The 26,046-nt window shown below is 60.8% G+C and carries 19 protein-coding genes and 1 pseudogene; 9 read left to right on the plus strand and 11 right to left on the minus strand.

Annotated elements, in window-relative coordinates; genetic code table 11:
• The first annotated feature begins 25 nt into the window (after positions 1-25).
• Entirely contained in the window at positions 26-988 is a 963-nt protein-coding gene (locus KDL09_RS08830) for an alpha/beta hydrolase (RefSeq protein ID WP_294384021.1), read from the plus strand.
• A 214-nt stretch (positions 989-1,202) separates the two neighbouring features.
• On the opposite strand, the gene KDL09_RS08835 is transcribed toward KDL09_RS08830, so the two are convergent.
• The 5 genes from KDL09_RS08835 to KDL09_RS08855 all read right to left on the minus strand — a co-directional run bounded on the left by KDL09_RS08835 (position 1,203) and on the right by KDL09_RS08855 (position 8,362).
• Complete coding sequence (locus KDL09_RS08835) at positions 1,203-3,407, minus strand: hypothetical protein (RefSeq protein WP_294384023.1); 2,205 nt, start codon at positions 3,405-3,407, stop codon at positions 1,203-1,205.
• Between the two features lie 199 nt (positions 3,408-3,606).
• Positions 3,607-4,515 (minus strand): alpha/beta hydrolase, encoded by a 909-nt coding sequence (locus KDL09_RS08840; protein ID WP_294384024.1) that lies wholly within the window; start codon positions 4,513-4,515, stop codon positions 3,607-3,609.
• Positions 4,512-6,038 carry a LamG-like jellyroll fold domain-containing protein gene (locus KDL09_RS08845; RefSeq protein WP_294384026.1) on the minus strand — a complete coding sequence of 509 codons (1,527 nt, stop codon included), beginning with the start codon at positions 6,036-6,038 and terminating at the stop codon, positions 4,512-4,514. The genes KDL09_RS08840 and KDL09_RS08845 overlap by 4 nt, the downstream gene beginning before the upstream one ends.
• Positions 6,035-6,565 (minus strand): sigma-70 family RNA polymerase sigma factor, encoded by a 531-nt coding sequence (locus KDL09_RS08850; RefSeq protein WP_294384027.1) that lies wholly within the window; start codon positions 6,563-6,565, stop codon positions 6,035-6,037. The genes KDL09_RS08845 and KDL09_RS08850 overlap by 4 nt, the downstream gene beginning before the upstream one ends.
• A gap of 297 nt (positions 6,566-6,862) precedes the next feature.
• On the minus strand, positions 6,863-8,362 hold the full coding sequence (locus KDL09_RS08855; protein ID WP_294384029.1) for a sulfatase: 1,500 nt from the start codon (positions 8,360-8,362) through the stop codon (positions 6,863-6,865).
• Positions 8,363-8,423: 61 nt separating this feature from the next.
• Between KDL09_RS08855 and KDL09_RS08860 the strand changes: the two genes are divergently transcribed.
• From KDL09_RS08860 to KDL09_RS08885, 6 genes are all read left to right on the plus strand, one after another.
• Positions 8,424-9,356: a sugar ABC transporter substrate-binding protein gene (locus tag KDL09_RS08860; protein ID WP_294384030.1), complete on the plus strand. Its 933-nt coding sequence runs from the start codon at positions 8,424-8,426 to the stop codon at positions 9,354-9,356.
• Positions 9,357-9,622: 266 nt separating this feature from the next.
• Positions 9,623-10,546 carry an ABC transporter permease gene (locus tag KDL09_RS08865; protein WP_294384031.1) on the plus strand — a complete coding sequence of 308 codons (924 nt, stop codon included), beginning with the start codon at positions 9,623-9,625 and terminating at the stop codon, positions 10,544-10,546.
• A 3-nt stretch (positions 10,547-10,549) separates the two neighbouring features.
• Positions 10,550-11,533 (plus strand): nucleoside hydrolase, encoded by a 984-nt coding sequence (locus KDL09_RS08870; protein ID WP_294384032.1) that lies wholly within the window; start codon positions 10,550-10,552, stop codon positions 11,531-11,533.
• Positions 11,530-12,519 carry a nucleoside hydrolase gene (locus KDL09_RS08875; RefSeq protein ID WP_294384033.1) on the plus strand — a complete coding sequence of 330 codons (990 nt, stop codon included), beginning with the start codon at positions 11,530-11,532 and terminating at the stop codon, positions 12,517-12,519. Before KDL09_RS08870 ends, KDL09_RS08875 begins: the two co-directional genes overlap by 4 nt.
• Positions 12,519-13,379: a ribokinase gene (locus tag KDL09_RS08880; protein WP_294384034.1), complete on the plus strand. Its 861-nt coding sequence runs from the start codon at positions 12,519-12,521 to the stop codon at positions 13,377-13,379. The genes KDL09_RS08875 and KDL09_RS08880 overlap by 1 nt, the downstream gene beginning before the upstream one ends.
• A 76-nt stretch (positions 13,380-13,455) precedes the next feature.
• Positions 13,456-14,976 carry an alkaline phosphatase D family protein gene (locus KDL09_RS08885; RefSeq protein ID WP_294384035.1) on the plus strand — a complete coding sequence of 507 codons (1,521 nt, stop codon included), beginning with the start codon at positions 13,456-13,458 and terminating at the stop codon, positions 14,974-14,976.
• Between the two features lie 9 nt (positions 14,977-14,985).
• On the opposite strand, the gene KDL09_RS08890 is transcribed toward KDL09_RS08885, so the two are convergent.
• Positions 14,986-16,437, minus strand: coding sequence for a DUF1501 domain-containing protein (locus KDL09_RS08890; protein ID WP_294384038.1), 1,452 nt, complete (start codon positions 16,435-16,437; stop codon positions 14,986-14,988).
• 1,031 nt (positions 16,438-17,468) lie between these two features.
• Here KDL09_RS08890 and KDL09_RS25155 point away from each other — a divergent pair.
• Positions 17,469-17,888, plus strand: a pseudogene (locus KDL09_RS25155) (hypothetical protein); the annotation flags it as partial.
• Here the strand turns inward: KDL09_RS25155 and KDL09_RS08900 are convergent.
• Genes KDL09_RS08900 through KDL09_RS08915 form a run of 4 tightly spaced genes read right to left on the minus strand, consistent with a single transcriptional unit; the run spans position 17,858 to position 22,204 of the window.
• The gene (locus KDL09_RS08900; RefSeq protein ID WP_294384042.1) at positions 17,858-17,986 is read right to left on the minus strand and encodes a hypothetical protein; all 129 of its coding nucleotides are present in this window, start codon (positions 17,984-17,986) and stop codon (positions 17,858-17,860) included. The pseudogene KDL09_RS25155 and the gene KDL09_RS08900 overlap by 31 nt on opposite strands.
• A 9-nt stretch (positions 17,987-17,995) precedes the next feature.
• On the minus strand, positions 17,996-21,160 hold the full coding sequence (locus tag KDL09_RS08905) for a WD40 repeat domain-containing serine/threonine-protein kinase (RefSeq protein ID WP_294384043.1): 3,165 nt from the start codon (positions 21,158-21,160) through the stop codon (positions 17,996-17,998).
• A 50-nt stretch (positions 21,161-21,210) separates the two neighbouring features.
• On the minus strand, positions 21,211-21,426 hold the full coding sequence (locus KDL09_RS08910) for a hypothetical protein (RefSeq protein WP_294384044.1): 216 nt from the start codon (positions 21,424-21,426) through the stop codon (positions 21,211-21,213).
• 43 nt (positions 21,427-21,469) lie between these two features.
• On the minus strand, positions 21,470-22,204 hold the full coding sequence (locus KDL09_RS08915) for an ECF-type sigma factor (RefSeq protein WP_294384045.1): 735 nt from the start codon (positions 22,202-22,204) through the stop codon (positions 21,470-21,472).
• 243 nt (positions 22,205-22,447) lie between these two features.
• On the opposite strand from KDL09_RS08915, the gene KDL09_RS08920 reads away from it, so the two are divergent.
• A complete protein-coding gene (locus tag KDL09_RS08920) occupies positions 22,448-23,263 on the plus strand; it encodes a PEP-CTERM sorting domain-containing protein (protein WP_294384046.1) in 816 nt (271 codons plus the stop codon).
• Here KDL09_RS08920 and KDL09_RS08925 read toward each other — a convergent pair.
• Positions 23,253-26,039: a PSD1 and planctomycete cytochrome C domain-containing protein gene (locus KDL09_RS08925; protein WP_294384047.1), complete on the minus strand. Its 2,787-nt coding sequence runs from the start codon at positions 26,037-26,039 to the stop codon at positions 23,253-23,255. The genes KDL09_RS08920 and KDL09_RS08925 overlap by 11 nt on opposite strands.
• Positions 26,040-26,046: the final 7 nt, after the last annotated feature.

A 26,046-nucleotide genomic window follows, 5' to 3' on the forward strand; every position in this document is an offset into this window, starting at 1 on the left:
GCCTGCTGCTGGCTAGGATTCTTCCATGAACAGAACCTCTTTTTGGCTTTGCCTCGGCATGACGTTGATTCCGCTTGGCGGCACTCTTTCGGGGCAATTCCAGGCGGCACCCGGCGTCTCCGTGCAGTGTTTCATTGAGATCCCCAAAGACGCACCGCGGTCCAAGGTGGACCCGAAAGTTCCTGATGGAGTCACGCCTCATGAAAACATCGTCTTCGGCACAGGCGGCGGGCGTGAACTGAAACTCGATCTCTACACACCCTCCGGCGAGGGACCACACGCGGCCGTGATGTTGGTGCATGGAGGCGGTTGGACCGGAGGCAACAAGGAGGCTTTCCGTTCGATGGCCCAACAATTCGCCGCGCGAGGTTTTGTCGCCGCGACGATCGAGTACCGTCTCGCCACCGAGGCGCCGTTTCCGGGCGCGGTGGAGGATTGCAAAGCTGCATTGCGCTGGCTGCGGGCGAACGCAGCCACTTACAAGATCGATCCGGCGCGCATCGGCGCTGTCGGCGGTTCGGCGGGCGGTCATCTCGCCGGCATGGTCGCCACGACGTCAGACCCCGCGCAGTTCGAAGGCAGCGGTGGCAACGCAGACCAAAGCAGCGCTCTTCAGGCCGTGGTGCTCATGGGCGCAGGCGTCGATCAGGCCACACGTGCGCAGGAGTCGCCGAAGCCGATCGACAGCCAGCTCAAGTTCTTCGGCGGCACCTACGCCGAGAAGAAAGACGTCTATGTCGCCGCCTCGCCCATCACGCATGTCAGTGCCAGAACACCTCCGATGCTCTTCATCGAAGGCGAATTCGACACGCCGGGCGAACGCTACATTGAGATGCGGAAGAAACTCGACGCGCTCCAGGTTCCCAACCGTCTCGTCATCGTCCAAGGCGGCAAGCATGGCTGCTGGGGCCAGAATCCGTGGATGATGCCGATGGTGGAGGAGATCGCGTCGTTCTTGAAGACGCACCTCGCAGCGTCAGCAAAGTAGCCATCTTGCTCCGCAAGATGAGCAAAACGTCAGCCAAACATCCAACGGCTTCAAAGATCACAATCGCTCGTGGTTGCGTGAGCGCTATGTTCCTCTCGACGGAGCGAGAGGACTGCTTTGCTTCGCGTGAAGCCAGCCTGCCTCTTCAAATGCTTTGAGAGACGTCCGCTCCTCCCTTCGCCCAGGAGCGAAGTTCGCCGGCGGCTGATGAGTCTTACTCTTCCCGATTGGGCATGAAGCGCGGAATGAAAATAGCCACGAGAGCCAGCAGTCCGATCAATCCGGCTTTCCAGATCCAGTCGAAGTCCGCAGCCCGGATCAGTGATGTTCCTCCGTCTGCTTGAGAGGAGGTTTTCGGTCCTAGGTCTGCCGCGGTGATTTTGCGGATGCTCACGTTGCGAACTCGCACCTGGGTTCCGACGGGCAGGCGATAGGCGCTGAAGCCCAGCATGCCGGATTCAGTCTCGAGCCCGAGACGTGCCATGTCGTAGCCGGAGGTCATGGTGCGACCGTTCACGTCGTAGCTCAGCTTCCCATCCGCGGCGCGAATGCTGAAGGTGTTCCATTCCCGAAGGCTGAAAGGAATGTCCGGCGTGCTCTCGTTGCCGTCACAATAAGCCTTGGTGCAGGCGGAACCGCCGCCCAGATAGTAGATCATGGCACGCACTCCACTGGTGCAGGTTGGCAGCCAGTGGATCATGGGCGCAAAGCCGGTACCGAACTGGCTTCTCTGCACCGAGTCCGGAATGTCGAAGGCGATTTCGCCCTTCATCTCCACGTTGGGCTCCATGGGGACCTTCAGCACAAATCGTGAGCGTGGATGATCGGTGCCGTGGCAGATCAGGCTGCCGTCCGGATTCACAGTCCAGTCACCTTCCTCCGACTGATAGAACGCGGTGAGATGCTTGTGGAAATGCACGTCCACCCAGCCGCCTGCATTGACCGCCTCTTGAAGGCCTGTGATCTCCTTGGCCTCCCGCAGATAGGCAGCCGCATCTGACGACAGTCCCTTTTCGTCGATCTTCATGAATGTCGCGTGGATGTCGCTCAGGGGAGTCTTGGGCGCAGGATTGGCTGCGGCGCGAATTGCTTCGCCATACGCGCCGTTGTCTGCTGCCACCTCGGCACGTAGAAAGTCTTCGTGCATCAGCATTTCGCTCAGCCGATCCCGCGTGCTGCGGTGAAGGCGCGGGCCGGCGGCATCCAGCGCCTTCTGCGCCAGGGCATCATCGTCGGCTAAAAAGGCGCACATGGCTGCATCGGACACCCGCAGATGGCGCATGAGGGGCGGCGAGGAGACGGTGCCTTCCAAATAGCCACGGCTCATGTCCACCATGGCCTGTTGGACCTCACGATGGCGGAAGACAGCGTGGGGATTGTAGATTTCCTCGGTCACGGCCATTGCGGCGACCATGAGCTGGGACGGCACCATCGTATCATAGCGCTTCGTGGCCGCGCAGGCTTTGCCGAAGGCCAGCATCAACGCATGACTGCCGCTCCACCGCGGGCGATAGGCATAGAGCAGCGCCTTGTAGGCCGGCGCATAGTCAAACTGGGCGCTCACGGAGCGATCAAACCATGCGCGCAGTTCGGTCGGGTCCATGCCTTCGCCCATGGCCACGCCGATCATTGTTGACGCCGCCTCGGGGCGGTCAGGTCTCAGACGCGAGGCTTTGCCCAGCAGATCGCGTGCGGATTTCAAATGTTCGGCAAAGCCCTTCCACTGTTCGTCCTTCACCTCCGACGCCCATGAATCGCTGCGTTTCACCCAGGCCAGATGCTTCTCAGCGGTTCCGCGCAAAGTGAATTTCACCCAGTCGGGAAGTGTGCTGGCGTCCACAGTGCGGCTGTAGTGTTCCAGCGGTTCCGGCCTGGTGAAGTTGATGGTATTCAGCACCAGCACATGATGTCGGACCAGCACCGTGTGCGTGGCCTCATCGTAACTTCCGTCCGAAAGAGTCCGCTCAATCGCATTTAACCAGCGGTTCTCGAGATCGTCTGTGTCGATGCCCTCCCTGTTCGCCACCAGCCAGCGCGAGTATATCACCACCATTTCCAGCGCACCGTTCAGTCCGCCCTGTTCGAGTGCTTTTTCCAGCAGCGGCCTGCCTTCACGCCAGTCCATCTTTTCGGCAAACAGGGCACGGGCCCCCAGTTCGAGCAGGAGTGGATCTTCGTTGGTCTTTTTGAGCAGTTCACGGAAGCGATCTGCCAGTGGGGCGAGCTCGTTCGAATCCGCGTGGTCTTTCGCGAACTGTTCAAAGGCCGCCTCCACCAAGGCCGTGGCCTCATCCGCCCATGGCTGCCTCTGCCACTTTTCCTGTGCAGGCTTCAACAACATGCGATGGGCCCAGGCCTGTTCTTCCGCGAGGAAATCCTTCTCCAGAAACGCTCCGTCCCTGATTGGAATGGGTTCCACCACAGGGAAAGCCGGTTCCTGAGGCTCCGTCGGTCTTAGAGGGAGGGCTCTCAATGCAGAATCATTGGCAAGAACCAGCAGAAGCAGCCAGGGGCGGAGCGACAGGAAATGTCTCATGGTGGTTCCGTCATACCAAGCGTCTGGCTTGTGTCGCAAGACTAAAATGAAGGACGCAAGAATCGCTCTTCCGCACGCAGGATCACTGATCCTTCAAGTGCTTGGCGAAAAACTCCGCACAGGCTTGCAGGCCGATGTCGAATGACGTTTGTCTGCCGAGGAAGGCATGCGGCGCCTGCGGGATCCTGATGAAGCCGGTGGGGATGCCGAGTTTCTCCAGGTCGGCCCGCGTCTCGTCGGCGTGCGTGCTGGGATCATCGAGTTCGCCGGCCATGAAGAGCAGCGGCGGATCGGCCTTGTCCAGGTGATGACGCGGCGACGCCATCGCATAGGTCTGCGGGATCTTTGCCTGCGAATCGCCGAGGAAGGGGCGGTAGTGCGGATTGTTGGGCGCGGCGGAAAGTTCGCCGATGCGGGCGCTTTCGAGATCGCTCTGCGCACCCATCGCCACGCAGGCCTGCACAGTGCTGGATTGATCCGCGTTGCCACCGTCGCCTTCGAGTTCCTTCACGCCGCCGCTCGTGGCTAGCAGCGCTGCGAGGTGGCCGCCCGCCGACAATCCGGTGACGCCGATGGCATCGCTCTGGATGCCGTATTTCGCCGCATTCGCACGGAGGAATCGCACCGCGGCCTTGCAGTCCTGAATCGCGGCGGGGAATTTTGCCTCACCGCTGAGACGATAGCTGATCGAGACGGTGACATAACCTTTCGCCGCCAGTGCCTGCGCCAGATTCGCCATCGAGTTGCGATCACCCTGAAACCAGCCGCCGCCGTGAATGCAAACGATCGCGGGCAGCGGCTGCGATGCCGCCTTCGGCCGCCAGAGATCGAGTTGCATCTCGCGTTCGCCATAGCGGGCATAGACAAGCCCCGGATGCGCTTCGAGTGATGCGACGACTTCCGGCGCGAGCTTCACGGGCGTGGCTTTCGGCTTGGTCGGTTGTTGAGCGATGGCGGTGGTGACTAGAAGGATCGGAAGAAGGAATCTCATTCGGGTTTGCCCTGTTGGTAGATGGTCAGGATTTCGGAGGTCGATAAAACGGCGCTGTAGATCGCAAATTCATCAATCGCTCCGTTCAGATTGCGAATGGGGGAGGGGTGGCCTTCGGTGGGAAGCCCCCAGTTGCCGATCTCGCAGGGGCCGAAGGTGATGTCGCGGCCAGGGGCATGAAGGTACGAAACTTCGCGATCCACTTCATGGCCGTCGAAGTACTGGATGACCTCGCCGCTTTGGCTGTCGTAGGTCACGGCGAGGTGATGCCAGCGGCCGAGGCTGTCGGCAGTGAAGACGGGCTGGCTGAAATACATCTGGTTGTATTTGCCGGCTTTGATCTGGTTGTTGGGCCGGTAGGCGATGCTGAACATGAGGCTGCCGTCCTCGTAGATCTGCCAGTGCGGCTCGCCGTTCTCGTAGCCGTCGGTGAGCAGCAGCGAGTTGTAGGTCTTGTCCACGCTGTCCACTTTCACCCAGCAGGCGAGCGTAAGCGCGTGGTAGGTGCCGTCGAGATTCAAACGCACGCGATCACCGGGCCGTTTGAACTCGAGGGCCTCCTTGCCGGGCCAGCGTCCCTGCGTCCAACGCGCACCGACAGCTCCGCCTGCGCGATTGGGACGACGTGGCTCGGTGAAGTTGTTCACGAGGCGGTCCCAGCGGTCGTCAGGCCAGTGCTTGAAGGCGTAATAGGCGATGAGTCGCGGATCCTTGCGTGTTTCGAGCGACCACTTCTGCCAGACGTCGAAACGCTGCGCCGCACGCTGTTTCACGAGGTCCTGCAATTCGCCGACTGGCAGGAAGCCCGCGCTGGTGGTGCCGAGTGTCATACCCTGCTTCAGGCTCGCGGGCGGCTGGTCGGTGTGCGCGATGACCTCGCCCTCGAACACATGCACGGCGCTCGTGCCGTCCTTCACATTCAGCGCAAACTCGGTGCCGAGATCCTCCAGCTTCATGTCCGGCGCATGCATGAGGAAACCCTTTGCCGCAGGCGGCACATGCACGCGCACGCGACCGCTCACACAACGCGCCTCCCACGCGGAGATGACCTCGATCTCCGCATTGCCTTCGATCAAAGCCGTCGCGCCGCTGAAGAACTCGATCTGCGCGAGTCCTTTCGCGAGCTTCAGCGTGCCGGGCGCGAGCGTTTCACCGCTGCGATGCGTGCTTTGCGTGAACTCGGCATCCAAGGTCTGGCTCAGAATCGCCACGCCGTTCGAGGTGGCTTCGATAACGGCTGCTTCGCGAGGCCAGAAGATGAAACCAGCTACGACAACAGCTGCCGCCGCGAATGGGACGATGAACTTTTGCCACCGTGGCGATCGTTTTGCTGCCGATGCCTGACTTGGCAGCCTGCCAGTGCCAATCTGCGGTTGTTGGAGCAGGCGCGCGTGTTGATCGGCGAGTTCGAGGTAAAGACGACGCGCTTGCCAGTCTCCGCGAAGGAGTTCTTCGAGATGCGCATGCTGCTCCGGTGTGAGCTCGCCATCGAGTCGAGCGTGAATGAGGGATTCGAGGTTCATGCGAGGCCCTCCGATTGAAGCTGGTGTGTGACGCACTCGTGCAGACGCTGGCGCAGCATCTCCAGATTTCGGAACAGTGTGCGGCGGCTCATGTCGAAGCGCTGCATCATGTCCTCAGCGCTCTGGCGTAGCGCGTAACGGCTGGTGACGAGTTCCTTGTCCTGCGGCGTGAGTTTGCCCAGGCAGCCGTCGAGCAGGCGCAGGCGTTCGTCGAGCTGCGGTTCGATGTGCGTGCGCTCGTTGGCGAGCAGGTCCATCACATCATCGCTGAACAGCAGCGGCGAGCGCGCCGACTTCTCGCGATGCTTCTGCACCTGAAGATACGCGAACCGATAGGCCCACGGCAGGAACGGACGCGTGGCATCATACTGGTCGAACTTTCGGAACAGCGCCACGCTCGTCTCCTGCAGGATGTCACGCGCATCCGCCTCGCATGGCACGAGGCTGAAGATATAGCGGAACAGCGCCTCCTGATGCTGCGTGAGCAGCAGGATGAGGTTCTCCGTGGATGGTGGCGAGTCTGTCATGCCGTAAGGTTATCACGAGGAGATGCGGAGCAGTGCCAAAATAATGCTCAGTTGTGTTTGAAAACTCATTGTCGCCCCTCACCCGACCTCTCCCCGAAGTGTATCGACGAGCAGCGACATCAAAGGCGGGGAGAGGAGATTCGTTTTGTGCAGGCTCCAACGCGAAATCCCTCTCCCCAGCGCACAGCGTTGCAGACACCCTCTGCTACCATCTGGGGAGAGGTTAGGTGAGGGGCGGCCCAGACCTTCGAAAGCAGGAGCTGTGTCAGTTGTAAATTCGCCGAGGAAAACGAGCTTTTACGGTGTCAGCTTGAGCCACTCGCCGATGTCATCAGCCGGCGTGCGAACCTGGCCGGGAGCGGGTGGCTTGGGGCCGGGCAGGTAGAGCACGGGCGGGATTTGTTTTTGGAACTCGTCGTCGAACGCCTGTGCTTTCTTCAGCAGGCTTGCGACGGCGTCCGAATTCCCGGCAGCGTCGTCGGTCTTCTCGCCGATGTCATAGGACAGATTATAGAGTGTCGGCTTGGGCCACAGACGATGCTGGCGCTCGAACAATCCCGGCTGGTGCTCAAACCAGAGGCTCGGCACACGGTTTGCGGGAAGGCTCGTCACCGGCAGGAAGAGCTTCAAAGAGCCTTCGCGCACGGCTTGAAGCTGCACACCGAAGTAGTGGAAGAGCATCCGCGGTTCCTTGGACGTTTGTTTTCCGAGCAGCAATCCGCTGGAGTCGATGCCGTCGAGAGTGACCCCGGCAGGGCAGGGCGTTTGCGCGAGCTGCGCGAAGGTTGGGAGAAAATCGAGCGTTGACCACGGCGTGGCGTCTTCACGCCCGGCGGCGATCGTCTTCGGCCACCAGGCAATGCAGGGAACGCGGATGCCGCCTTCGAATGTCGAGCCTTTACCTGCTCGCAGAGGGCCGTTGCTTCCCCCGAATGAGTGTCCGGGGAAACGGGCATTGGGTTTTGGTTTGGGGCCTCGCATTCCCGCACCGTTGTCGGAGGTGAAGATCACGAGCGTGCGCTCGTCGAGGTGCAGTTCGTGGAGGAGATCGAGAATGCGCCCGGTGCTCCAGTCGATCTCCTCAATGGAATCGCCATACACGCCGTCCTTCGATTTGCCGGCGAAGGCAGGCGAGGCGTATTGCGGGATGTGCGGCATCGTGTGCGCCAGATAGAGGAAGAAGGGCTTCTCTCGCCGCCGTCGGATGTAATCGAGCGCGCGTTCCGTGTAGCGCTGCGTCAGCATCGCCAGATCCACGGGCGACTCGACCACGCGGTCGCCCTCACGCAGTTGCATCGGCTCGAACATGCTGAGCTGATGAAACGGCAGTCCGACCTTCCATTCCTCGGTGTCATTGGTGTGCAGCAGGCCGAAGAACTCATCGAAACCCTGCTGCTGCGGACGCATTTCCTTGTGCCAGCCGAGGTGCCATTTGCCCACGCATGCCGTTGCATAACCGGCTGACTTCAACACCTCCGCAATCGTCACCTCGTTTGGTGGCAGGCCGGTGTGCTCGCTGGGAAACAGCACATACGGCACGCCGCACCGCGCCGGAAGACGCCCTGTCAGAAGCGCGGCACGCGACGGACTGCAGAACGGTGATGCGACGTAGAAATCCGTGAATCGCATGCCCTCCGCCGCCATGCGGTCGATGCGCGGCGTGGCGATCACCTTCGAGCCGTAGCAGCCCAGGTCGCCGTAGCCGAGATCGTCAGTATTGATGACGATGATGTTGGGACCGGCTGCCAACGTGGGCAGAGCAGGAATCATCAACAGGAGGGCAAAAATCAGCTTCATGCGGGGTAAAAACGAAGGTTGCAGTCATCTTCTCCCGTTGGATCAATCCCGAGTGCCAACCATGAAGCTCTTTTTCTACTTTCTCGTCGCCGTTTTGGCCCTTGCCTCCTGCAAACCATCGTCGCCAACCACTCCGACCTCATCGGGCAAGCCCAAGGTCGCGCTCGTGATGAAGTCGCTGGCGAATGAGTTTTTCCAGACCATGGCCGAAGGCGCGAAGAAACATCAGGCCGCGCATGCCGCCGACTACGATCTCGTCGTGAATGGCATCAAGAATGAAACGGATCTCGCCGAGCAGGTCGGTTTGGTGGAGCAGATGGTCGCGCAGGGTGTGCAGGCGATCGTCATCGCTCCGGCGGATTCGAAGGCGCTCGTCACCGTGCTCAAACGCGCCCAGGACGCCGGTGCGCTCGTCATCAACATCGACAACAAACTCGATGCCGACACACTGAAGCAGGCCGGGCTGCAAATCCCTTTCGTCGGTCCTGACAACCGCGCCGGGGCGAAGGCGGTGGGTGAGGTGCTCGCGAAGAATCTCAAGGCTGGTGATGAGGTGGCCATCATCGAAGGCGTGACCACCGCCTTCAACGGTCAGCAGCGCAAGGCGGGCTTTGAAGATGCGATGAACGCCGCCGGAATGAAGATCGTGAGCACTCAGAGCGGCCAATGGGAGATGGAAAAGGCCAACGGAGTCGCCACAGGCATCCTCGCCGCGAATCCGAACGTGAAAGCGCTGCTCTGCGCCAACGACAACATGGCCCTCGGCGCCGTCGCCGCCGTTCAGGCCGCAGGCAGGGCCGGTCAGGTCCAGATCGTCGGCTTCGACAACATCGCCGCGCTCAAGCCTCTCCTCGCCGACGGTCGCGTCCTCGCCACCGCCGACCAGCACGGCGACCAGCTCGCCGTCTTCGGCATCGAAGCCGCGCTCAAAATCCTCAAGGACAAGTCCGCGCCTGCGTATCAGCAAACGCCGGTGGATGTGGTGACGAAGTAATTTGTGCGACTAACATGCGGAATCTCCTCCATCGATCCCTGCGAGGGTATCTTGGGCACCCCTTTTGGAGCATGTGGTATGCATGTCTGAGCATTGTCGCGATTGCAGTTGGGGTGCTGTTGTTGTCGCCATACGTCCACGTCTCATCATTGAGCATCTTGGCGGGTCATGGTGATTTGATCGGCAGCTCGCTCACCTTGGGAACTGTTGTGATCTCACTCTGTCTGGGTGGATGGATTATGGGCTAGTTGGAACTCAAACGACACATGCGCCGCTTCGCCGACTACCTGATCCTCCTCGCCGTGCTTGCGGCGATGATCCTGCTGTTCGGCATGCTGCGCGACAGCTTCTTCAGTGTGGCGACGCTGGGCTCTGTAGCGAACCGCATTCCGGCGCTCGCGCTGGTCGCCACGGGCATGACGCTGGTGATGGTGACGGGCGGCATCGATCTCTCCGTCGGTTCCGTACTCGGGTTATGCGGTGCGGTCGTCGGTGTGATGATGGCCGACTGGCAGTGGGCGCTGCCGCTCGCCTTGCTCGGCAGCATCCTCGTGGGCGGCGCGATAGGTGGCACCACAGGCGCGGTGAGTGTAAAGCTGAGGCTTCCCTCGTTTATTGTGTCGCTCGGGATGCTCGAAATGGCGCGCGGGCTGGCGTTCCTCGCGACGAATTCGCAGACCAAATACATCGGTGCTTCGATTGAGTCGCTGGGTGCTCCATTTGGCGGACTGGTCATTTCGCCGGCCTTCATCATCAGCGTGCTCATCGTCGTGGCGGGGCAGGTAATGCTTTCGCAGATGCCCATGGGACGTCATTGGATTGCCATCGGTGCGAATCGTGAGGCTGCGCTCGTTTCCGGAGTCCCGGTGGATCGTCCTCGCATCCTGGCGCATGTGTTGCTCGGCGCTTTGACGGGGCTGGCTGCTGTCTTCAATTGCTCGCGCCTCGGCAGCGCGGATCCGAATGCAGGCGTCGGTTTCGAATTGAGCGCCATCGCCGCGGTCGTCGTCGGCGGCACAAGTTTGATGGGGGGACGCGGCAGTGTCGTGAAAAGCTTCATGGGCGTTCTCATCATCGCCACGCTCGAGGCTGGACTCGTTCAAATCGGTGCCACGGAACCGATGAAACGCGTTGTGACCGGCGCTGTCATCATCGCCGCCGTGCTCGCAGACACCTGGAGACGCAAATAACTCATGAAACGCCTCATTCTCTTTCTCTGCGTCTTCGGCGCGTCGCTCTTCGCCGAAAAACCGAAGATCATCTTCGACACGGACATCACCGGCGATGTCGATGACGTGTTGGCGCTGGCGATGTGCCACACACTGGCGGATCGAGGTGCCTGCGAGTTTCTCGGCGTGACGATCTCGAAGAACAACCCGCTCACAGCGAGCTTTGTGGACGCGCAAAACACCTTCCACGGTCGCCCAGATCTGCCGGTGGGTGTCACGCGCGATGACCAGGCGCAACATCGCGAGAGCAAATATCTCAAGCTGGCCGATTCACCGGACTACCCGCACGATTTGAAGCGAAACGACGACGCGAAGGACGCTGTGGAATTAATTCGCGATCTGTTGCGCGCGCAGCCGGATCACAGCGTCACGATCATCAGCGTCGGCATCGCATCGAACATGGCGAACCTGCTCAAATCACCCGGCGGCATCGATTTGGTGAAGCAGAAGGTGAAAACGCTTTCGATCATGGCCGGTGCGTTCGCGTTCTGCAACGGCACGAACTACCACCTCGAAGCGAACGTCATCAACGGCATCGGCTACATGCAGACCGTGGCCGATCAGTGGCCTGACGAGGTGCCCATCGTGTGGAGCGGCTACGAGATCGGCGAGGCGCTGCCGTTTCCCCGTGTCGTGATTCAGCGTGATCTCGGCTATCTGCCGCATCACATCGTCAAAGAGGCCTATCTGCTCCACAACGGCCCCGAGCATGACCGTCCATGCTGGGACGAGAGCAGCGTGCTGCAGGCGGTGTATCCCGATCGCAATTTCTTCGGTCTCTCGCAGCCCGGACGCGTGAAAGTGCACGATGACGGCTTCACGCGCTTCATCCCTGTCAGAAACGGCAAAGGCAGCCAGCGTGATCGATTTCTCACCATGACCTCCGTGCAGCAAAGCCGCGCACTGGAAGCCATCGTCCATTTCACCATCCAACCTCCTCAAAAATGAAGTGCCTGCTCCTCTCTCTCTTGTTGTGCGGCGTCGCCCAGGCGGCGCCCGTGAAGCTCATCTTTGACACCGACATGGGCAACGATGTCGATGACCTGATGGCGCTGTGCATGATTCACAATCTGCAGAAGCGCGGCGCGTGCGAGCTGCTCGCGGTCACGATCACGAAGGATCATCCGCAGGCCGCGGCATTCGTGGACGCCGTGAACACGCTCTACGGCTATCCCGACACGCCCATCGGGGTGGTGCGCAACGGCGCGGCGAAGGAAGCTGGCAAATTCAACCTCCTCGCTGACGAAAAGAACCCCGACGGCTCTTTCCGCTACCCGCATGATCTCAAAAGCGGCGCCGACGCACCCGAGGCAGGCGGTTTGATCAAAGACATCCTCGCGAAGCAGCCGGATGGCAGCGTGGTGATCGCTCAGGTGGGCTTTTTCACGAATCTGGCGCGTCTGATGGACGATGCGGAGGCGAAGGCGCTCATCGCGAAAAAAGTGAAAGTGCTCAGCATCATGGCAGGCGCGTTTCAGACGGTGAATTTCGACACGCGGCACCTCGAATACAATGTGAAGCTCGATGTGCCCGCCGCGCAGAAGCTCGCGAAGGAATGGCCGACGCCGATGGTGTGGAGCGGCTTCGAGATTGGCGTGGCGGCGGCGTTTCCGCATGTCGTGATCGAGCAGGATCTCAACTACATGCCGCAGCATCCGCTCAAGGAGGCCTACTACCTCTACAACCCGCCGCCGCACGATCGCCCGACCTGGGACCCGACGGCGGTGCTGTATGCGATCTACCCCGACCGCGGTTACTTCGATCTCTCGCCTCCCGGCAACATCAAGGTCGATGATGACTCCGCGACGCTTTTCCGCCCCGTGAAGAAAGGCGAAGGCAAGCACCGCTTCCTCATCATGAGCCCCGAGCAGGCCTCGCGCGTGCGTGAAGCCATCGTGCAACTCAGCGTCGAACCTCCATCGGTGAAGAAGTGATGGAAACAACGCGTCCCAGCATCGTCGTCGTCGGTTCGTCGAACGTGGATCACACGCTGCGTGTGCCGCGCATTCCTACGCCGGGTGAAACGCTGACGTCGAGCAGCATGCTGACGTGTTTTGGCGGCAAAGGGGCGAATCAGGCCGTCGCGGCTGCGCGAGCAGGCGGACGCGTGGCGATGATCGGTTGCGTGGGCGTGGATGATTTCGGCACGCGCTACATCGAGGCGCTGAAAGCCGAGGGAATCGATACTTCGGGCGTTTTGCGCTCCGAAACGACCACGGGCAGCGCTTTCATCGCCGTGGATGATGCGGGAGAGAACTCGATCATCGTGAATCCGGGCGCGAATCACGCGATCACGGTCGCCGACCTCGACAAGCATGCCGAACTCATCCGCAGAGCCGATGCGCTGCTGCTGCAGCTTGAGTGTCCGCTGCCGGTGGTGCGTCGCGCGGCGCAAATCGCGCGTGAGGCCGGTGTGAAAGTCATTTTGAACCCGTCGCCGCTGAGTGAGGCGTTTCTGGCGGATCGCTTCGAAGTCGATGTGCTGATCGTGAATGAAGGCGAAGCGGAGACAATCACGCCTAATCACAATCTGAAAGAGGCGAAGTGCCGTCAGCTGATCATCACGCGAGGCGCGGAGAGCACGTTGAGCATCACGGAGGCAGGTGTGGGCGAGGTTTTGCCACCAAAGGTCACGCCCGTGGACACGGTGGGCGCGGGAGACACGTTTGCGGGTGCGTTTGCCGTTTCGGGTGACGTTGCCTTCGCGAACGCCGCCGGAGCACTGGCGACACTGAAAGCGGGCGCGCAGCCTTCGATTCCGTCACGAGACGAAATCTTGTCATTTATCGGCTGACTGGAAGTTGCGGCGTGAGTGAGCGGTGGGCAGAATGGGCGCTATGATGAACCGCCGCTCTTTCCTGTCTCGATCCATGCCATTGGCAGCCGGAACCATGCTGCGCGGAGCATCATTCGCCGCTCCGGCGATTGTGACTTCTGACAATCTTCGACCGAAGATTCCGTTCGGCGTGCAGAGCGGCGATGTGACTGCTGACGGTGCGATCATTTGGAGCCGGGCGGACCGGGCGGCGCGGATGATCGTGGAGTGCGCGACAACAGAGTCCTTCAAAGATGCGCGGCGCATCGTGGGACCGGCGGCTTTGGAAACGAGTGACTTCACGACACGGATGGATCTGAACGGTCTTCCGGCAGGGCAGCGTGTGTTCTATCGCGTGCAGTTTCAGTCGCTCGAAGACTCGAAGGTGCTTAGCGAGCCGGTGACGGGCAGTTTCAACACGATTCCAGACGGGCGTCGCGATGTGAGCTTTGTGTGGGGCGGCGATGTATGCGGGCAGGGATGGGGCATCAACCCCGAGTTCGGTGGGATGAAGATCTTTGAATCGATGCGGAGGCTTCAGCCTGACTTCTTCATCCATTCCGGGGACACCATTTATGCGGACAATGCCATCGTGGCCGAGGCAGCACTCGATGACGGTCAGATTTGGAAGAACCTCACAAGCGAGGAGAAGTCGAAGGTTGCCGAGACGCTCGATGAGTTTCGCGGAGCGTATCGCTACAATCTGCTGGATGAAAAGCTGCGCCGCTTCAACGCCGAGGTTCCCATGCTGGCGCAGTGGGACGACCACGAGGTGCGGAACAACTGGTTCCCCGGCCAGCAGTTGCACGATGATGCCCGCTACACGGTGAAAAGCGTCGATCTGCTCGCGGCGCGGGCCAAGCGCGCATTTCTCGACTACATGCCGCTGCGGTTTGATGCATCCGATCCGGAGCGAATCTTCCGCTCTTTCAAGCGCGGACCGTTGCTGGATGTGATCATGCTCGATGAGCGCAGCTACCGAGGCGTGAATACGCCCAACCGACAGACGAACCCGAGTGACGAGACGAAATTCCTTGGATCGGCGCAACTGGAATGGGTGAAGCAGCGGCTGCTGTCTTCGAAAGCAACGTGGAAGGTCATTGCCAGCGACATGCCCGTTGGGATTGTGGTCAAAGACGGCGCGAATTTCGAGGCGTTCGCCAATGGCGATGGTCCGGCACTGGGACGTGAGCTGGAACTCGCCGGACTGCTCAGTTTCATCAAAAAGAACCGCATCAAGAACGTGGTCTGGGTGACGGCGGACGTGCATTACTGCGCCGCGCACCACTACAATCCCGCACGGGCGCAGTTCACGGACTTTGAACCGTTCTGGGAGTTCGTGGCCGGTCCGCTCAATGCGGGAACCTTTGGTCCTGGTGAGATGGACAACACCTTTGGTCCAGAGGTGAAGTTCACCGGCATCCCGAAAGGCATGAAGCCCAATCGTTCGCCGAAGGAGGGCCTGCAGTTCTTCGGTGCGGTGAAAATCGACGGCGCAAGTGGTGCGATGACGGTCAGCCTTCACAACATCGACGGCACGAAGCTTCACAGCGTCGAACTGTCGCCTGAAGTGTGACGCGTCGCGTCACGCGAGCACTTCTGGAATCACTTTGCCCTCCACGTTCGTGAGGCGGCGCTGGATGCCGTTGTGCTCGAAGGTGAGGCGTTCGAAGTCGAGTCCGAGCAGATGGAGGATCGTGGCGTTGAAGTGATAGAGCGGATGAACGTCCTCGATGGCCTTCTGGCCGAGTTCATCGGTGACGCCGTGGCTGACGCCAGGCTTCACGCCAGCGCCAGTGAGCCAGCAGGTGAAGCCGTCCGGATTGTGATCGCGACCCTTCGCGCCTTTTTGGAAGAAGGGCATGCGACCGAACTCGGTGCACCACACGACGAGCGTGTCCTGCAGCAGGCCGCGTTGTTTCAGATCGCGGATCAACGCCGCGGCGGGCTGATCGAGGATGTTGGCGTGCACGTCATACTGTGCCTTGAGATCGCTGTGGCCGTCCCAGTTGAGTTTGCCGCCACTGGCATACGCGCCGTTGAAAAGCTGCACACAGCGCACGCCACGCTCGATGAGGCGGCGAGCGAGGATGCAATTCTTCGCGAAGGCGGCCTTGTCGGCGTTCTTGGAATCATCCGCGCCATACATCTTCAAAATGTGTGCGGGTTCGGTGCTCAGATCGTTGATCTCCGGGACGCTGAGTTGCATGCGCGCGGCGAGTTCGTAGCTGGCGATGCGCGCGGCGAGCTTTTGATCGCCGGGATTCGCCTCCAGATGGCGTGCGTTCATCTTTTGCAGCAACGAACGCGCGGCTTGATCGGCCTGCGCGGACACACCGGGCGCGGAGAGATGCCGCACGGGGCTCTTCGAACTCATCGTGGTGCCTTGGAAGGCGGCGGGGAGGAATCCCGGGCCCCAGTTGTTCGCACCGTTCTGCGGCACGCCACGTGGATCGGGGATCGCGACGTAGCTCGGCAGATCCTGGTTCTCGCTACCGAGCGCATACGTCACCCACGAGCCAAGCGAGGGAAATCCATCGAGCGTGAAGCCGGTGGAGAGAAAATTCTCCGCAGGACCGTGCGTGTTCGACTTGCTGGTGAGCGAGTGGATGAACGCGATGTCGTCCGTGAGCTCCGCGAGATGCGGAATCATGTCGCTGACCCATTTGCCGGTCTGTCCACGTGGTCGGAAGGCATACTGCGGCCGTGCGAGATTGCCTGCGGGACCTTGAAACGTCACCGCCGGGCCACCGGGCAGCGGTTTGTCGTCCCACTTGATGAGTTCGGGCTTGTAGTCCCACGTCTCGAGCTGGCTCACCGCACCCGCGCAGAAGATGACGACGACGTTCTTAGCCTTCGGTGCAAAATGCGGCTTTCGCGGCGCATACGGCCGTGCGGGATCGATCAATAAGCCATCAGCTGCCAACAAGCGCGTCAACGCGATCGAACCGAGCGCCGTCGCACTGCTCGTCAGGAAGCGGCGACGGTCGAGCAGGTGATGGCCTGCGGGCGAGAGATGTTCGGCGGAGGAAAGCATGGAAGGCGGACTGACACTCTTCCAAACGGTGCGGAATTTGATGATACTTCACGCGAGATCGTGAAGTCACCACAGCTTTTCATTCATGGCGATCACACAGACAAGCTGGGCGAGACTGTCGATGCCGAGGGCGCCACGTCTTTTCCCGCACGACAGCCAGAGCCGGCGGGATGTAGCGTGCTCGCCGTCTTGTGGCGGCAGCCGCTGTTTTCGATCGTAGCCTGCCGATGGACTTGCCCGACTGGTCACACTCGCCTTACTGCTGCTCAGAGAGGTTTGAATTCTGCCTCTTCACGAGCTGTTCCGGGTTTCCTTTCATCTCGCCGATTCAACGGTGAAGACGGGGTTTAACGAAGGTCGTCGCGGCATCCCTCCGGGGATACATCCGCATCTCACCCCCACCTTCACCCGATCACATTCCGCTGACCTGCTGGCGACGCTCTGCGTTCGATCCCGGCTTTCTATTTTTTGTCAGCAAACACCGCACCTCGTCGCACTACGCTGCTGTGGCGCGTCAATCACTCACACCACCAACCAAACAAAGAAAGAGCATACCCATGAACACAAACATGATGAACACACCGCGCCTCCTCGGCGCATGCATGGCGGCAGGACTCCTGCTGGCCGGACTCACGCAGGCCCATGCGGCCACGCGCACCTATGAACTTGTCGGCACGACGACTGCCGGGGGCGCACAGCTCAGCGGCGGCTTTACCTACAATGACGTCACCCACCTGGTGGAAACCGTCAACATCTCCACCACCGCTGATCCGGCCGCCGGCCTGGTCGCCGACACCTTCGACTTGGTGGCTGGTCTCCTCACCTACGGACCCGAACACCAGATGGTGGCTGTAAGCACCACCTCTTCACCCTCGAACGCCATCGTACTCAACTTCGGTGCCTTTCTGGGCACGCAGCCGGAATACGTCTTCACGCAGGCACCCTCCCCCGGAGGCATCACCTACATCTATGTTTCGGCCAGCAGCAGCTATCTCATCGTGAACGGGAAAGCCGTCGAGGTGCTGCCCGTCGTTGACACCGACGGCGATGGCCATCCCGACGATGCCGACGCCTTCCCGAACGACCCGACTGAGTGGGCGGATACCGATGGCGACGGCGTGGGCGACAACGGTGACGCCTTCCCGCTTGATCCCACCGAGTCGGTAGACACCGATGGCGATGGCGTGGGCGACAATGCCGATGCTTGCGACACTTCTGACCTGAGTTTGACCGTGGTCATTGATGGGACGGACACGTTCGTGTTCAACGAACTGTTCGATGACGGCTGCACGATCACCGATCTCATCGTGGATCTGGCCGCCTCCGCCGGTAACCATGGGGCCTTCGTCAGCGGCGTGGCGCATCTGACCAACGACCTGAAAGGCCAGGGCGTGATCACCAACAAGGAGAAAGCGGTCATTCAGAAAGCCGCCGCGCAGTCGAGCTGGTAAACTCCGTCCATTCCGATTCGCATTCTCGAACCGCCGTCGGCCTCGTGCTGGCGGCGGTTCTTTTTGTCGTTGGCACGAGAGGTAATGCGGGTTTTCATTACAACCGGCTATGGTGAGTTTCGTTCATCGACCTCAATGATGCGCACCGCGCGATCGCGCCCGTCGGTGGCGAGGAGGCGGCCGTTCGGGCTGAAGGTGATGGAGCGGGTAAGGCCTTCGACACCGATGAAGCTCTGCAGCAGCGTGGCATCGGCGTAGCGCCAGAGCTTGAGGCTGTGGTCGGAGGAGCCGGTGGCGAGGATGGGCTGCGTGGGATGAAAGCAGGCTGCGCTGATGGTGGCGTCGTGCGCACGGAAGCGATGCTTCACGGCGAGGGTGTCGGCATCGAGGATGGTGACGAAGCGCCCGCTGCCGCCGACGGCGATGAGGCGGCGGTCCGGCGAGGCGGCGAGGGCGTAGAGGGCGCTGTTGTGATCGTGCGAGGCGAGAACGCGGCCTGTTTGAGAATCAATGAGGGTGATGGTACCCTTTTGCGTGTTGTCGGGCTGAAGTTCGCTGGAGATGGCGACGATGTGGCCGCGTGTGCCGGCGAAGATGGCTTTGTAGGCTTCGTGTTTGAACTCGTGGATCACCTTGCCGGTGCGGGTGTCGTGGATGATGAGACGACTGCGAGGCGAGGGCAGCGTGCGCAGAAGGCGCTCCCCTTTGACGTCAAAGTCGAGGTGCATGGTGCCGTCGTTCTTCAACTCAGCAGGGCGGGACCCTGTTTTGACGACGCCGTCTGTTGTGGTCTGCCACAACTCGAGCACGGCCTCGGGTGTGGTGAGGCTGTTGCGTGAGTAAGCGGTGGCGATGAGGCCACTGGCGAGGTGGACGGCACTGACCTTGTGGTCCTTCGTAAAATCAGAAGGCAATGCCTTGGGATCACGTGGATCAGATACGTCGTAGCGAGTGCCGAGGCCATCCTTCCCGCGGGCGAGCAGCATGGCATCAGAGAGAAAGTGGCAGGACCAGCCTTCGTCACTGCCTGGCCAGATCTCGGCGAGCGGTTGATCGCGGAAGTGCCAGAGTTGCGGCGGAGACTGCTGCGTGAGAAGGTGGCTGCTGCTGTGATTGACGCTGAGTGGCAGATACCCTGTGTAAGCCGTGATGCCGTGGAAGGTCCCCGTGGGCTCGAGATCACTGGGATAAATAAGCGACAGCGGGCGGCTGACAGTGAGGTCTTGCGCGGCGCTGCCTCCGAGGAGGATGATGTTCCCTGCGCCGCTGTAGGCCACCTGCGCGATGGGCATGGCGTCGACGCGGCGGCGTTTGATGAGGACGCCGTTGTTGGAATGATACACCTCCATGTCGCCGGAGATGAGGCCGATCGCGAGCCGTGCAGCGTCGGGGCTCGCTGCCATGGAGTTTGGGTGGGCGTTGAGACGCCCGAGAAAGGCGGGGCTGCCATCGGTGAGCTTGAGGCCGTTGAGGACGTAGCTTTGGTGCTGGATAAGTGCGAGGACAAGTCCATGTGAGGCAAAGACCATGCGCAACGGACGGAAGGGCTTTGTCCAACGCACGGCGCCAGTGGTGGTGTCGATCAGATGCAGCGCGCGCGTATCGAAGTCAGCGAAGGCTGCCAGTGTGCCCGTGGCATTCAGTGCGAGGGTTTGCAGATAAGGATTCTCGGCGGCATCTGTGCGCGAGACTGGAAAGGTCTTCAGCTTTGATCCGGTGGCGAGATCGTGCAAAGCGGCCTCGCTGGCTGAACTCGTGCGACTCAGAAGTTGTTTGCCATCACCGGAGATGCTGATGCGCAGTTCGCCCGCGTGATCGGTTTCGATGACGCGGAGAAGTTTTTTCTGTGCGACGTCCACGATGCCGATCCGTCCATCGCCATTGGCGATGGCGAACTGCGCGGGAGTATTCGGAATCGCGCACACATCCGTCACCTGTTCGCAGAAGCCGGGGATCGAGAGCGTGCCGAGCGATGAATCCTGCTTGGTAGCCAGATAGCGCCAGCTTTGATCGCGCAAGTATGCTGGCACGACCTCCAGCGCGTTGGTCATGCTGGTGATGTCACCCTCTTTGAAATCGACATCGGCCAGCGCGATCTGCGCGGTGGCGAGGGAGTGCCGGGCCACGCGTTCACCGGCCATGACTTTCCAGATGAAGCCGAAGCTGATGATCAACAGTGCGGCGAGGGCAACGGTAACCACCTGGTGCCGCAGCATCAGGAGCTTGATCTGCTTCAGGGTTCCCGCTTCCTCTGCGCTGGTGGCGCGGCCGCTCGTGTAGGCGTCGATGTCTGCTCCAAGCGCGGTGACGCTCGCGTAGCGACGGGCCTTGTCGAGATGCAGCGCCTTCATCGCGACAGACGACAACGCGGCGGGCGCACGACCGGCGCGAACGTGCGGCAGAGGTCTGATCTCCGTTGGGTCGAGCATCTCTCCTTTTTCAAAAGCCTTTCCACGGCTCCCGGAGCGCGATTGGAAAGCCGTGGGTGCGGTGATCTCGCCGCGACTGACTTTTTCCAGCACCTCCAGTGCTGTCTTGCCCTCGACAGGCGGACGCAATGTGAGGATGGCGTAAAGAATGCCGCCCAACGCATAGATGTCCGAGCGTTCATCCACATCCTGCATGCTTCCACGCGCCTGTTCCGGAGACATGTATTGCGGCGTGCCGAGCACCGCGCCGGCGAGCGTCGCAGAAGACGATGAGACCATGCGAAGGGGAGACAATGAGACATCTTCAACTTCTCCCTGGCTCATCGTCTTGGCGAGTCCCCAGTCCATCACCATGACCTCGCCGAATTCGCCGACCATGATGTTCTCCGGCTTCAGATCACGATGCAGCACGCCCTTGCTGTGGGCGAAGGCGATGGCGTCGCAGACTTTGCGGAAGATGTCGAGCAGGCGCGTGAACGGGAAGTCGCGCAGAGCATCAGCATCCTCTTTGCGCAGGTCATTGAGGATAGCCTGCAGCGTGCGGCCCTTGACGAGCTTCATCGAATAAAACAGCGGCAGGCCGTCCTCCCACACGATATCGTAGATGGGCACGATGTTCGGATGCGCGAGCATGGCGAGCACCTGCGCCTCGCGCAGAAAGCGTGCTCTCATTCGCTCATCGGCATTCGCTTCCAGCAGCATGACCTTGATGGCCACGGTGCGGTCCAGCTTGGCATCCTTGGCCTCCAAGACGCTGCCCATGCCACCCGAAGAGATCTCGCGTCCGATGTCGTAGTTTTCGACACCGAGAGCGGGCGGCGTGGGTTCGGTGTGTTCGGGCATCGGACTATGGATTGGCTTTCGATTCCAGGCCCGGAATGCCGGACACTGTTTCACTCATTCTTGCATCGCTGGTTAAGCGCCGCGGTCAGAACCGTGTGGGACACGTAGCCCAGTGCCATCACGAACACCGGGACCAAAATGTCAAAAATCTTGGCCGGGTGGCCCGAGCTTGTCGGGATCCAATGCACGATGGGATAGGTAAGCGCGGCGATGAGCCACACGAGCCAGTTGCGGGAGACGAGTGATTTCGATTCGTGTGAATTCATGGCGTGTGTGGCTGTTGAGAAGCCGAGTATATGGATCACAAATCTATTTTGCCAGCACGCTTTGCAACCACGCCAGCTCGCCGGGGATTTCCCCGGGTGTGAGGACGGTATGGGCGACTTCCTCGCGCAGAAGCGTGCGGAACTTCACACGCAGGCGGTGGATGAGGATGCGCGTCGCGACTTCGCTGGAGCCGATCTTTTCGGCGACTTCGCGGCAGGACGGCGGTTCGTTGTCCCACATCAGATAGGGCAGCAGGAGGTCGAAGACCTCTTTTCGTCCCACCGCTTCGTAAGCCTCGCGGAGCTTCACACGCACACTGGCCAGCAAATCCTGCGCCCAGACCTGTGTGAAAAACGCATCCAGATCGCTCTCGGTTTGCGGCTCGTGCGCATAGCGCTCTTCCGCGGCCATTTCATCGAAGGACACATGAAGCACATTGCCGCCACGCTTTTGCGCACCGTTGTGCCGTGCGTCATCGCTGAGCAGGCGTTTCAGCACGCCCAGCAGCCAGGAGCGGAGCTTGCCGGCCTCCTGCTGTGCGGAGAGGAGGGCGTTTTCGGTGATGAGCCGGTGGAAGAAGGCCTGAGTCAAATCCTCCGCGTCGTGCGCAGCGTGGCCGCTGCGGCGCAGGAAGGCGTAAATGGGATACCAGTAGCCTTTGCACAGCTCCTCCATCGCTGCTGCGGCGTCCTCGGGATTGCCGTTCTGCAACGCATGGACGAGCGTCCAGTGCGTCGATGGGAACGAGGCGTTCAGGCTGTGATCAGGCGCGGACATTCTGGCAACACGGAGTGTCACCCTGTGGCGAATCGCATTCCGGCATTCGGGGGTAACTCTGGCATCTGTTTCCCCGGTGAGAAACTGGAATTCCCGTCCTCAGGCGGATCATCTGCCAAAAAATGCGGCTCTGCTGAAGCACCGCTCCGGAAATCGGAAGGTGGGACTCGCAAGCGTCCCGCCTTTTTCGCGGCCGGGTCCGGAGGACTGCCATCTGTGGGGCCCGAAACCCGCCTTTCCTTCATGCTTCGCAAATCAGCATTCAGGCATTCTAAAGAAAAACGCGGGTCAAGTGAAACGCCCGCCCGGAAACCGGGACTGAAGTGGCGGCGCTACTACCGGGCGGCCGCGCGAAGCGGCTTCTCGGCAGTCAGTGCCCCTCACTCACACTCCAAAAGAAAAAGAATGAAATCCAAAATCAATGCCACCAAGGCCCTTAGCGGGCTTGTCACGGGACTGCTGTTGTTCATCTCAATGGCTTCCCAGGCTCACTCCGCTCTGGTGTTGACCGCTGTCGGCATTCCCGAGACCGGTGAGTCCACATGGACCTTCTCAGGCAGCTACGTCGTCACCACGGGGGGCACGGTGAATGCGAACACCACTTCATCAACGATTGGCATCACCAATTGGGCCGGCGTTGGCGACTATTTCAGAAGCTACCCTCTTCCGGGCTCCGTTCCGGATGGGCTTCACGCTTTCGATCCGGGTGGAACGGTGCAACTGACCGGCTCCCTGAGCGGTGCTCTTTCGATTGATTCAGTCTTGCTGGTGCATGGCGGCGGCAACTTGGACAGTTGGGGTTTCGCATCGAACTCCTCACACACCTATCAAGCCGGCGAGACGCTGACCTTCAGCGGCACCGCCGTTCTGCCGGTGGACATTCTTGCGTTAGGTGGCGACTACCACTTTCTGCCGTTGAGCTTTTCGAAAACTCTAAGCGGCGCGACCGTGAATTTCACAGCACAAGCCGTCCCCGAACCTTCCCGTTCCTTGCTCCTGCTCGGCGGGCTGCTTGGCATGGTGATCCGCCGTCGGCGCAGCCGGTGCATCACGGCATAAACAGGAACTCGTTGCTGTTGAACAACGCCCGGCAAAGCGCGCTGAGTCCGTATTCGCGGACGGTCGGTCCGGTGTCGTGCAGTTCTGCGGTGGTCGGGGAACGATTCAGCGCGAGCTTGTAGGCGCTGGTGATTTGTGCGGCGATGTCATCTCCGGCTTCTTTTTGCAAGCGTGTCGCGAAGGCGCTGGCGGTGTCGAGTGTGAAGCGGCTGTTGAATAGGTTGAGCGCCTGGATCGGTGTGGTGCTGGCGCGGCGGATCGCGGTGCTTTGACCGGCGTCAGGACAGTCGAACGCGCCAAACACGGCCTCGGGTTCACGGCGGACTTTGTGCGCGTAGATCATGCGGCGTTTGTTGTCGGGTGTGAGGCTATCGACTGGTTCGAAGCCGCTGAGGCCGCCGCGTTTGTCGAAGAGGTTGTAGCCGCGGCCATACATCTTCAAATCCAGCAGACCGCTGACAGCGAGCATCGAGTCGCGGATGGATTCGGCTTCGAGTCGGCGGGAAGGGAAGCGCCAGAGGAGACGTGCGTCGGAGTCGATGGTGTTGGCGGAGGGAGACTTGTAAACAATGAGACTTGGAGACAATGAGAGGGAGTCGCTTTGTCTCCCTGTCTGATTGTCTGAAGGTCTCATTGTCTTGGATGACTGCCGGTAGGTTTCGCTCATCACGATCAGCCGGTGCATGTGTTTCACACTCCAGCCGCTCTTGATGAACTCGGCGGCGAGCCAGTCGAGCAGTTCGGGATGCGTGGGTTTCACGCCCATGCGGCCGAAGTCGCTCGGCGTTTCGACCAGACCGGTGCCGAAGTGGCCCTGCCAGATGCGATTGACCATGACGCGGGCGGTGAGCGGATTCCGCGGGCTGGCGATCCAGTCGGCGAGAACGCGGCGGCGTTCCTGCTCGGCGGTTTCATTTGTCAGTGTCACCGTTCCCAACGCAGAGAGCACGGCGGGCACCACGGACTCCTTCGGCTGCTCGGGATCGCCACGATTCAAGAGATGGATGTCATCCGGCGTGCGGAAGGTGCCGGCGAAGACCTTCTGTTCGGCACTGATGCGTTGCAGTTGTTCATCGAGCGGCCGCTTTTGATCGATGAGACGCTGCGCCTCGGCGATTTCGTCTTGGCGAAGGCCTTGCGTGGAAAACGCGGGCTGCGTGCGATCACGCTCGTCATAGCGCTGGCGGTCGTCGGAATCGGCGACGACGCGCCAAGCACCGGAATCGTCGGCGGTTTCGATGACGTAGCTGGTCGCGAGGCGGTCCTTGAATTTGCCCTGTCGATCACGGCCCCACACGACGCGGTCGATCTCCTGCTCCTGCGGGAACTCGACCATCACCCAGCCTTTGCCGACTTCGTTCGACATCCAACTGCGCGAGTTGCCGTAGTTGCCGTCGTTCACGAAACGCTGCTCATGGCGGTCAGCGCTGACTTTCTCACCAGAGACTGTGATGGGGGCATTCAGCGCGATGTTTTCGCCCGTGGTGGTGAAAACCTCGAGTTCGTCGATGCAGGGTTCGAGCTTGTTCGTGTCGCGGATGGTGAAGCGCACGCGTCTGGCCTTCACGGGCATGAAACGATCGCGATTTTCACGCGCATCGATCATCGGACGTTTCACGCCTGATTTGGCGATGGGAACAAAGCGCGAGAGCTGCTTCTCGATATCGGTGAGCTGTGCTTTGACCTTCTTCAGTTCCTCGCGGGCCGCGAGAGCCTCTGGCGTGCGCAGTTCGCGATCGCCATACTCGACTCCGGCGACGAAAGCCTGCATCGAGTAGTAATCCTTCGCGCTGATCGGATCAAACTTGTGATCGTGGCAGCGCGCGCAGCCGATGCTGAGGCCGAGGAAGGTCTGGCCGATGTTCACGACGATCTCGTCGATGGAATCCTGCCGCGCGAGACGCTTCGACGGCTCGTCCTTGCCGATCTGTCCCGGCAGCAACACCGACGCCGTGACGAGGAATCCCGTGGCCGCGTCCTCGCCCATCGCATCGCCAACGATCTGCTCTTTGATGAAGCGATCGTATGGCGTGTCGTTGTTGAACGCGCGGATGACGTAATCGCGGTAAGGCCACGCGTTGGGACGCTCGGTGTTCACTTCAAAGCCGTGCGTGTCCGCGTAGCGCACGACATCCAGCCAGTGCTGCGCCCAGTGCTCGCCGTAGCGTGGTGAGACGAGGAGACGCTCGACAACCGCTGCGTGATCTTTGCTCTTCGAAAACGCGGCGACTTCCTCCGGCGTTGGCGGCAGGCCAGTGAGATCGAAGGTCACGCGACGCAGCCAGGTGACCGGATCGGCGGGTGGGGATCGATGCAGACCTTTTTCGGTGAGCTTCGCGTCGATGAAGGCATCGATGGAATGCAACGAAGACTTCGCGAGAGGCTTGAAGGCCCAGTGATCACGCCGGTCTTCGAGTTTCGCGAGATCGACTCCATCGGGCCAGTGCGCGCCTTCGTTGATCCAGCGCGTGAGCGTTTCGATGTCCTCGGAGGCGAGCTTGCCCTTGGGAGGCATGATCTCATCTTCGTCGGTCGTCGTGATGAAGTGGATCAGGGAGCTCTTTGCCGCATCGCCTGCTTGAATGTCCGGCGCATGCTTGTCGCCGCCTTTGAGCGCTTCCGATTTGATGTCGAGCCGCAGGCCGGACTTCTGCTTCTTCTCACCGTGGCATTCGTAGCAGTGCTTTTCGAAGATCGGCCGCACCTCGCGCACGAAATCCACCGGCGCGGCGGACGCGCTGGTGGTGACGAGCAGCAGGAGGGACGGGAAACGCATGATTTGT

This window comes from Prosthecobacter sp. (genome assembly GCF_020439865.1).
Lineage (GTDB): Bacteria > Verrucomicrobiota > Verrucomicrobiia > Verrucomicrobiales > Verrucomicrobiaceae > Prosthecobacter.